This window comes from Telluria sp. ZT3P25 (genome assembly GCF_059685895.1).
Genome location: NZ_JCASIJ010000002.1, coordinates 1,025,228 through 1,034,515 on the forward strand (window position 1 = coordinate 1,025,228; position 9,288 = coordinate 1,034,515).

10 protein-coding genes are annotated in these 9,288 nt (G+C 62.2%); 6 read left to right on the top strand and 4 right to left on the bottom strand.

Going from position 1 to position 9,288, the window contains the following annotated elements; genetic code table 11:
• The 3 genes from trpE to rpe form a co-directional block, all read right to left on the bottom strand.
• Positions 1–1,497, bottom strand: a complete 1,497-nt coding sequence (trpE, locus tag AC56LY_RS23200; protein WP_499583437.1) for an anthranilate synthase component I — start codon at positions 1,495–1,497, stop codon at positions 1–3.
• 199 nt (positions 1,498–1,696) lie between these two features.
• A complete protein-coding gene (locus AC56LY_RS23205; protein ID WP_499583438.1) occupies positions 1,697–2,404 on the bottom strand; it encodes a phosphoglycolate phosphatase in 708 nt (235 codons plus the stop codon).
• Positions 2,404–3,075: a ribulose-phosphate 3-epimerase gene (rpe, locus tag AC56LY_RS23210; RefSeq protein ID WP_183553776.1), complete on the bottom strand. Its 672-nt coding sequence runs from the start codon at positions 3,073–3,075 to the stop codon at positions 2,404–2,406. The genes AC56LY_RS23205 and rpe overlap by 1 nt, the downstream gene beginning before the upstream one ends.
• A 192-nt stretch (positions 3,076–3,267) precedes the next feature.
• Between rpe and apaG the strand changes: the two genes are divergently transcribed.
• Positions 3,268–3,642, top strand: coding sequence for a Co2+/Mg2+ efflux facilitator ApaG/CorD (gene apaG, locus AC56LY_RS23215; protein WP_482897252.1), 375 nt, complete (start codon positions 3,268–3,270; stop codon positions 3,640–3,642).
• A 2-nt stretch (positions 3,643–3,644) separates the two neighbouring features.
• Here the strand turns inward: apaG and AC56LY_RS23220 are convergent, their stop codons facing one another.
• Complete coding sequence (locus AC56LY_RS23220; RefSeq protein ID WP_258837389.1) at positions 3,645–3,770, bottom strand: hypothetical protein; 126 nt, start codon at positions 3,768–3,770, stop codon at positions 3,645–3,647.
• 19 nt (positions 3,771–3,789) lie between these two features.
• On the opposite strand from AC56LY_RS23220, the gene mltA reads away from it, so the two are divergent.
• The 5 genes from mltA (at position 3,790) to AC56LY_RS23245 (ending at position 8,806) form a co-directional block, all read left to right on the top strand.
• The gene (gene mltA / locus AC56LY_RS23225) at positions 3,790–5,001 is read left to right on the top strand and encodes a murein transglycosylase A (RefSeq protein WP_499583440.1); all 1,212 of its coding nucleotides are present in this window, start codon (positions 3,790–3,792) and stop codon (positions 4,999–5,001) included.
• A gap of 125 nt (positions 5,002–5,126) precedes the next feature.
• Positions 5,127–5,570, top strand: a complete 444-nt coding sequence (locus AC56LY_RS23230) for a hypothetical protein (RefSeq protein WP_499583441.1) — start codon at positions 5,127–5,129, stop codon at positions 5,568–5,570.
• A gap of 1 nt (position 5,571) precedes the next feature.
• Positions 5,572–6,384, top strand: a complete 813-nt coding sequence (locus tag AC56LY_RS23235; RefSeq protein ID WP_499583442.1) for a DUF2145 domain-containing protein — start codon at positions 5,572–5,574, stop codon at positions 6,382–6,384.
• Positions 6,385–6,487: 103 nt separating this feature from the next.
• Complete coding sequence (locus tag AC56LY_RS23240; RefSeq protein WP_499583443.1) at positions 6,488–7,264, top strand: enoyl-CoA hydratase; 777 nt, start codon at positions 6,488–6,490, stop codon at positions 7,262–7,264.
• 3 nt (positions 7,265–7,267) lie between these two features.
• Positions 7,268–8,806 (top strand): phospholipase D family protein, encoded by a 1,539-nt coding sequence (locus AC56LY_RS23245; protein ID WP_499583445.1) that lies wholly within the window; start codon positions 7,268–7,270, stop codon positions 8,804–8,806.
• The last annotated feature ends 482 nt before the right edge of the window (positions 8,807–9,288 follow it).

A 9,288-nucleotide genomic window follows, 5' to 3' on the forward strand; every position in this document is an offset into this window, starting at 1 on the left:
TCAGAACTCTCCATCCAGGCCATCTTGCACTTGCTCGGCCGCGCGCAGCACGGCGCGCGCCTTGTGTTCGGTCTCTTGCCATTCCATCTCGGGAATCGAATCGGCGACGATGCCGGCGGCGGCCTGCACGTACAGGTTGCCGTCCTTGATCACGCCCGTGCGGATCGCGATCGCCACGTCCATCTCGCCGCCGAAGCTCAGGTAGCCGCAGGCGCCGCCGTAGATGCCGCGCTTCACGGGCTCCAGCTCGTCAATCACTTCCATCGCCCGCACCTTCGGCGCGCCGGTCAGGGTGCCAGCCGGGAAGGTCGCGCGCAGCACGTCCAGGTTCGACATGCCGTCTTTCAGCTTGCCCTCAACGTTCGAGACAATGTGCTGCACGTGCGAGTATTTTTCGATGACCATGCGGTCGGTGACCTTGACGCTGCCGGTATCGGCGATGCGGCCGATGTCGTTGCGCGCCAGGTCGATCAGCATCACGTGTTCGGCCACTTCCTTCGGATCGGCCAGCAGTTCGGCCGCCAGGGCGGCATCGCGTTCCGGCGTCGCGCCGCGCCCGCGCGTACCGGCAATCGGGCGCAGCGTGACCTTGCGGCCACCCTCGGGTAGCGACTCGTTGCGCACCAGGATCTCGGGCGACGAGCCGACGATCTGCATGTCGCCGAAGTTGTAGTAGTACATGTACGGCGACGGATTCAGCGAGCGCAGCGAGCGATACAGCGACAGCGGCGAATCGACGTATGGCTTGCGGATGCGCTGGCCGATCTGCACCTGCATCAGGTCACCGGCCATCACGTATTCGTGGGCCTTGGCGACCGCCTTCAGGTAATCCTCCTTGCTGAAGTCGCGCACCGATTCGGTCCGTACCGAGGCCGACGTAACGGGCGCATCGACGCTCCGGCGCAGCATCATGCGCAGGTCTTTCAGGCGCTGGCGGCCGCGCGAATACGCTTCGGGCTGGCCCGGGTCGGCGTACACGATCAGGTACAGCTTGCCCGACAGGTTGTCGATCACCGCCAGTTCTTCGGTCACCATCAGCTGGATGTCGGGCAGGCCCAGTTCATCGCGCGGCGTGCTCGCGGCCAGCTTGTGCTCGATGTGGCGCACCGTGTCGTAGCCGAAGTAGCCGGCCAGGCCGCCGCAAAAGCGCGGCAGGCCAGGGCGCAGCGCGACCTTGAAGCGTGCCTGATACGCCTCGATGAAGTCGAGCGGATTGCCTTCGTGCGACTCGATCACTTCGCCGTTTTTCACGATCTCGGTCAGGTTGCCGGTCGTGCGCAGCAGCGTGTGCGCCGGCAGGCCGATGAAAGAGTAGCGGCCAAAGCGTTCGCCGCCCACCACCGATTCGAGCAGGAAGGTGTTCTTGCCGGTGTTCTGCGATTGCGCCAGCTTGAGGTACAGCGTGAGCGGGGTTTCGAGGTCGGCGAAGGCTTCCGCGATCAGGGGGATGCGGTTGTAGCCCTGGTTTGCCAGGGACTTGAATTCGAGTTCGGTCATGTTTTCTCCAGACCGCCACGGGGGAAGAGGGCGGTGGTGTGCTTCAAAAAACCCGCCGGTGGCGTGCAGTCGCACGCCCACCCGGCAGCAATCGGTACGGCTTAGTCAGCCCAGGATTGCCAGCGTCGCCAGACCCAGGCCTCAGGGGCGCCGGTTTGGTTGACAGTGAGTTTTTTGGTGAAAAACATGGTGAGAGAAGTTAGTTGGTTAAGCTGGCCGTTGCATTGTGCGCGCCGATGCGGCGTGCTGCATCCAGCAGCGAATCCACTATACCATCGGATTGAATTTCTTGTACAGGACGGCCGTGGTTGTAGCCGTACGGGACCGTGAGTACGAAACAGCCGGCGGCGCGGGCGCTTTCGGCATCGTTCGACGAGTCGCCAATCGCCACCACCTGCGTCGGCGGGATGTCCAGCGCAGCGCAGGCGCCCAGCATCGGCATGGCGTCCGGTTTCTTCTTGGCGAAGGAGTCGCCGCCGAACACATGCTCGAAATACCGCGCGAGGCCTTTCTGGGCCAGCAGCGGCAGTGCGAACGCAATTGGCTTGTTGGTCACGCAGACCAGGCGCAGGCCCAGCGCCTGCATCGCCGCGAGGCCATCCAGTACACCGTCGTACAGCGTGCTGCGATCGCCATTGATGGCCAGGTAGTGCCGCTGGTAGCCGGCCATCGCGTCGGCATAGGCCGCGTCGACCCGCGCCGCATCCCAGTCGAGCAGCAGCGCGTCCCGCACCAGTTTTTCGGAGCCCTTGCCCACCAGCGGCTTGATGATGGCCTGGCTGATGGGCGCCAGGCCGAGGTCATGGCGCATACCGTTCAGCGCCGCCTCGAAGTCGGGCACCGTGTCGAGCATGGTGCCATCGAGGTCGATGATGACGGCCTGGATACCTGCTGCGCCGGCCCGCATCAGCGCGCGACCGTGGCCAGTTCGGCGCGCATGGCGTCGATCACGGCTTTGTAATCGGGCTTGCCGAAGATGGCCGAGCCGGCCACGAACGTGTCGGCGCCGGCAGCTGCTGCGGCGGCGATGTTCTCGGCCTTGATGCCGCCGTCGACTTCAAGCAGGATGTCGCGGCCCGACTCGTCGATCAGGCGGCGCGCGATGGCGATTTTCTTCAGTGCTTCGGGGATGAACGACTGGCCGCCGAAGCCCGGATTGACCGACATGATCAGAATCATGTCGATCTTGTCCATCACGTGCTCGAGGTAGTGCATTGGCGTGCCCGGATTGAACACCAGGCCGGCCTTGCAACCGTGATCGCGGATCAGCTGCAGCGTGCGGTCGATGTGTTCCGACGCTTCCGGGTGGAAGGTGATGATGTTGGCGCCGGCCTTGGCGAAATCGGGGATGATGCGGTCGACCGGCTTGACCATCAGGTGCACGTCGATCGGCACGTCCACGTGCGGGCGGATCGCCTGGCAGACGAGCGGGCCGATGGTCAGGTTCGGGACGTAATGGTTGTCCATCACGTCGAAGTGGATGATGTCGGCGCCGGCGGCAACGACATTGCGCACTTCTTCACCGAGGCGGGCGAAATCGGCGGACAGGATGCTGGGAGCGATGCGGTAGGTGGTCATGGGGCGACGATGCGTGTTTTGGTGGGAATCCGCTATTCTACGCCGGTCGCGCCGCGGCCTCCAGCGCCGGCGCTGCCACGGCGCGTCGGCGCTTGGCGGCCACAGGCGGTATGATTGTTATTTGCGCCACATGGCGCGCCGGCCCCTGCGAATGGCGCAGCGGCCGGGTCCACGATCACGCAAGGAACCTCGATGCCCGCCTACGATTTCGCTGTCACCGTCAGAACGCAATACTTGGCGGAGCAGTCCGACCCGGACCGGAGCCAGTTCGTGTTCAGCTACACGATCACGATCAAGAACACCGGCAGCATTCCGGCCCAGCTCATTTCCCGTCACTGGGTCATTCTCGACGCCAATAACCAGATGCAGGAAGTCAAAGGCCTGGGCGTGGTCGGCCACCAGCCATTGCTGGCGCCGGGTGAGCAGTTCGAGTACACGAGTGGCACGCACCTGGGCACTGCGCAGGGAACGATGCGTGGTGAATACTTCTGCGTGGCCGAGGATGGCCACCGCTTCGAGGCAACCATTCCCGAATTCGTGCTGTCGCCGCCGCGCTCCCTGCACTGATCCTACGGGGCGGGGGTGTCGTCGCCGTCGTCCCGGTCGCTGTCTTTGCGGCCGGCGAACATGGTCCACCAGACGATGAACACGAACAGGAACAGCGCCACGCCGGCCTCCACCATCAAGATCCACATATCGGCCCCCATGGTTCCCATGTATACAATACGCCGCAGTGTACCCGTCCTGATCGCGCTCGTCAGCCTGCTGAGCGCCTGTTCGACTGAGCCCAAGCCCACGGCGCCTTCTGCGCCGCAGCCGGTCACGATGCCGCCGCCGGTCGGGCCGGTGGTGGTGGCGCCGCCGGTTCAGCCGTCAGCGCCGGTCGCGCCGACAGCACCGCTCACGCCCACCACCTTTGCCGCGCTGCCGGGCTGGCAACAGGACGACGTGCGTCAGGCCTGGCCGGCCTTCCTGCAATCGTGCAGCGTGCTGGCGTCGCGCCAGGCGCCGTGGAAGGCACCGTGCGCGGCGGCCGGCGCGGTCGACGCGAAGGATGTCGCAGCCGTGCGCCGCTTCTTCGAGACGTATTTTGTGCCGAACCAGGTGCGCAACCCCGATGGTGCCGAGACCGGGCTCATCACCGGCTATTACGAAGCGATGCTGTTTGGCGCGCGCAAGCGGGGTGGGGTGTTTCAGACGCCGCTGTACCGGGTGCCGGACGACCTGGTGACGGTTGACCTGGGCAGCATCTATCCGGATCTGCAGAACCGGCGCCTGCGTGGGCGGTTGTCCGGCAAGACCGTGATTCCGTATCAGAGCCGCGCCGACATCGACCGCGCGCCATTGAGCGGCAAGGAGTTGCTGTGGGTGAGCGATCCGGTGGATGCGTTCTTCCTCGAGGTGCAGGGTTCGGGTCGCATCAAGCTCGATACCGGTGAAACGGTGCGCGTGGGTTATGCCGACCAGAATGGTCATCCTTATAAAGCCATCGGGCGCTGGTTCGTGGAGCAGGGGCTCATGACGCCGGACCAGGTATCGGCTCAGTCGATCCGGGCCTGGATAACTGCCAATCCGTCGCGGCGCCAGGAACTGTTGAATGTGAACCCGAGCTATATCTTCTTCACGGAGACCAAGGTGGCTGACCCGGGCGTCGGGCCACGTGGCGCGCTCAATGTGCCGCTGACGCCGGGCCGCTCGATTGCCATCGACCGCACGATCCTGCCGCTGGGCGCGCCGGTGTGGCTGTCGACGACGCTGCCGAAGGATGGCGCGCCTCTGCAGCGTCTGGTGATGGGGCAGGATGTGGGTGGCGCGATTCGCGGCGCGGTGCGGGCCGATTTCTTCTTCGGCTTCGGGCCGGAAGCCACGGAAAATGCCGGACTCATGAAGCAGAGCGGGACGATGTGGGTGTTGTTGCCGAAGTGAACCTTCGTTGCATAATTGAGGGAATCGGGCTACTCTGACTTTTGATTCAATTTCCACGTTGCAATTTTTCGCTGTTTTAACGCGCGGTGACGTGGTGGTGCTTTCATTTTTGACAGGTTCTATTCATGCGTCTGCATTCCCTCCTTGCCATTACCCTTGCCGCTGCCATCGCCGCGCCCAGCCAGGCCGCCGCGCCCGGCCCTTCAGATACCGTGCTGTCGGTGGGCAGCATCGTGCTGCTGGTGCCGTTCAGTGTGGTCTATCTGAGCGCAAAAACAGTATCAGAAGGCTCGCAGGCTGCAATCGACGTTTCCAAACGCTGGCGCGTCGCGGCGGTCCGGCCAGAGGGCAACAAGACTGGGGTCGAACTGCACAGCGACGACCAGCAGTTGAAAATCGATATGGCAATCCAGACCCGGATCGCGCAGAACGAGGCACTCAAGGCCGGCGATCGCATTGATATCGAAGCAGTCGGCAAGGCTGGCTATGCTGTCAAGAAAGGCAAGGCGACGATTGCCCTGCTGGCCGAACCAGGCACCGGCATGGCCCACTCGCGCCCGCGCAGCTAGGATGCGCCGCGCCGTTGCTGCGGCCGCACTGACGTTGGCGGCGTCGACGGCCCTGGCGGGTACACCCTGCGAAGAGCAGGTCGCTTCGCCCGAACTGGTGGTGCGCAGCATGCAGATGGCCGATCTCACGCGCACGGCGCTCGAGAGCACCGGCGACGATGTCGTGCTGATCGCGCGCGTGGGGCAGGACCTATCGGCGTATCGGTTGACCTATTCGCATGCGGCATTTGCCGTGCGCACACATCCGGCTGGCGCCTGGTCGGTGGTGCACAAGCTCAATGCGTGCGGCACGGCGACCTCGGCACTGTACGACGAAGGGCTGATCAATTTCTTCTCTGATGCGCCGGTGCGTTACCAGGCCGGCATCTGGCGCCTGGCACCTGCCGTGCAAGCCCGGCTCAAGAATGCGTTGCTGGGCAACAAGGCGCGCGATTACCACGAGCCCCAGTACAGCCTGGCTGCCTATCCGTTCAGCACGCGCTATCAGAATTCAAATGGCTGGGTGCTGGAAATGCTGGCGTACGCCATCGCACCCGAGGGCGCGGCGACAACCCGCGCCACGGCGCAGACCTGGCTGGCGTCAAACGGCTACCAGCCAACCGAGCTGGCATTGGGGACGATGACGCGCCTGGGCGCGCGGATCTCGAAGGCGAATATTGCGTTTGACGACCATCCATCCAGCTTGCGTTGGAAGGGCAGGATCCAGACCGTGTCGGTGGAGTCGATCGTGACTTGGCTACGGACCTTGCCCAACGGTTGCCAGGCCATGGGCTGTCCCGAACTACCAATCGTGCTGCCGCCGGCAGGACCGTAATGGGAGGCGTCGCATGCATGTCAGTCGATCGGGGCGCTCTACTTGACGTACACGGAAAGCGCTACAATCGCGACGATACTATCCAACCAGATGAGGGTTTCCCATGGAATATGCTGACCTGTTGATCGAGAACCACGGCAAGGTCGCCGTGGTACGGCTGAACCGTCCGAAGGCGATGAATGCGCTCAACGACAATATGATGAACGAGCTGGGCAAGGCGCTGCGCGCGTTCGACCAGGATCCGGCCATCAATGTCATCGTATTAACGGGTAGCGAGAAAGCCTTCGCTGCCGGCGCCGACATCGCTGCTATGGCGCAGTACGATTATCAGGAAACCTACGGCAATAACTATATTGGCCGCAACTGGGAACACATCCTCGACATCCGCAAGCCGGTCATCGGCGTGGTCTCGGGCTATTGCCTGGGTGGTGGTTGTGAGCTGGCGATGATGTGCGACTTTCTGATCGCCGCCGACAGCGCGAAATTCGGTCAGCCCGAGATCAAGGTTGGCGTGACACCGGGCGCCGGCGGCACCCAGCGCCTGCCGCGCGCAATTTCCAAGTCGAAAGCGATGGACATGCTGCTCACCACGCGCATGATCGACGCCGCCGAGGCAGAGCGGACCGGGCTGGTTTCGCGCGTGTATCCAGTCGCCGATGTGATGGACGAGGCAATCAAGATCGCCCAGGGGATTGCCGAGATGCCGGTGTCGGTTGCCATGCAGATCAAGGATTGCGTCAACCAGGCCTATGAAATGACGCTGAGCCAGGGTGTTGCCTATGAACGCCGCTACTTCCATGCGGGTTTCGGCACCCCTGCGCAGAAAGAAGGCATGTCGGCATTCCTTGAAAAACGCAAACCTGACTTCGAAGGACATTGAACCATGAAGAAGCGCGCCAAATTATGGCTGCTGGTGCCAACGGCGCTGCTTGCAGGCGCATTGACGCTGTCGAGCTGCTCGACGCTGCCGCCGCTGGAGGGCCGCGTTGCCAGCACGGCTCTGACCGATACGGACAATACCCGGCTCGGCCAGGCGCTGTTGCCACTGACCACGGCGCATCCCGGCCTGGTTGGCATTCACAGCCTGCCCGATGGGCGCGATGCGTTCGCCGCGCGCGCCGTGCTGGCGCAGGCGGCCGATCGCAGCCTGGACGTTCAGTACTATATCTGGCGCAACGACACGACCGGCATGCTGATGTTCAACGCCTTGCGCAAGGCGGCTGACCGTGGTGTGCGGGTGCGCCTGCTGCTGGACGACAACAACACGGGTGGGCTGGATGCGATCTTGGCGCAGCTCGACGCCCATCCACAGATCGAAGTGCGGCTGTTCAATCCGAATGGTATTCGCTCGATGCGTCCGCTCGGCATGGTCGCCGATTTCTGGCGCATGAACCGGCGCATGCACAATAAATCGTTCACCGCCGATAACAAGGCCACGATCATAGGCGGCCGCAATGTGGGCGACGAGTATTTCGGCGCAGCGGGCGATATCTCGTTTGCCGACCTCGACGTGATCGCTACCGGTCCGGTGGTGAAAGAAGTTTCTGCGGATTTCGACCTGTACTGGAACTGTCCGTCGGCCTATCCGCTGGCGCTGATGGTGACCGATGCGAAGGCGCCGCCGCCGGCCACGGTCGATGCCGAGACCAAAGAATATCTGGATGCGATCGGACAATCTGCATTCTTGAACAAAGTCATGAGCGGGACGCTGCCGCTGGAATGGGCGCATGCGCGTTTCCTGAGCGACGATCCGGCCAAGGTACTGGACCAGTCGTCGCCGGATGAGAATATCGCGGCCAGGCTCAAAGTGCTATTCGGCCAGCCGGAACGCAATCTGGATCTGGTCTCGCCGTATTTCGTACCGGGCAAGGATGGTGCGGCCTCGATGATCGAGATGGCCAAGAAGGGCGCCAAAATCCGGGTGCTCACCAATTCGCTCGAGGCGACCGACGTTGCCGCTGTCCATGCTGGCTATGCCAAATGGCGCAAGCCGCTGCTGGAGGCGGGTATAGCGTTATACGAATTGCGTCGTGCATCGACCGACGAGCCATCCCGCAAGAAAAAACGCAGCGGCGCCGGCTTTGGCAGTTCGGATGCGAGCCTGCATGCCAAGACATTCGGCGTGGATGGCAACCGGATCTTCGTGGGCTCGTTCAACTTCGACCAGCGCTCGATCCATTTGAATACCGAAATGGGGATGGTGATCGACAGTGTCGAGCTGGCCGATCGCCTGAGTAAAACGCTCGACGAGACCCTGCCAATGCGCGCCTATGAAGTGTTGCTGGATGAGAAGGGCAATGTCTACTGGCTCGAGGGACGCGATGGCAAGATCATCCGGCACGACGTCGAGCCTGGGACGACCTGGTGGAAGCGGGCCGCAGTACATGGCCTGGGCTGGCTGCCGATCGACTGGCTCTTGTAGGACAAATTCTTTTTCTTGTAGGCCTTGCGGAGTGCGTGACAGGTTTGGTATAGTTCGCCTCCGCTTCGGCACTGACCGAAAATGTTAACGTAATCAAGTGGTTACGGGAGCAAGGTCTCCAGAGAAATCGGGACGAAGCGAAAATAAGGGGTTGACGAGATTGTAGGATTGCAGCATAATCTCTCTTCTCTGCTGCAGCGAACAAAACGATTCGCACCATGCGGCAAGGCAGTACCAGATAAGTTCTTTAAAAATTAACAGTCGATAAGTGTGGGCGTTTGATGAAGGTGCCAAAGACTTCGGTCTTTGATTACTTAAATTATCAAATGTTCACAAAAAAGAAATACGTTGTCTCAGCAATGAGATAACGGTCAGTATTTTGAGTGAGCGACCCCTGCCGTAAGGTAGGGTGGCAGAAATGCCAACAAACAGAGATTGAACTGAAGAGTTTGATCCTGGCTCAGATTGAACGCTGGCGGCAT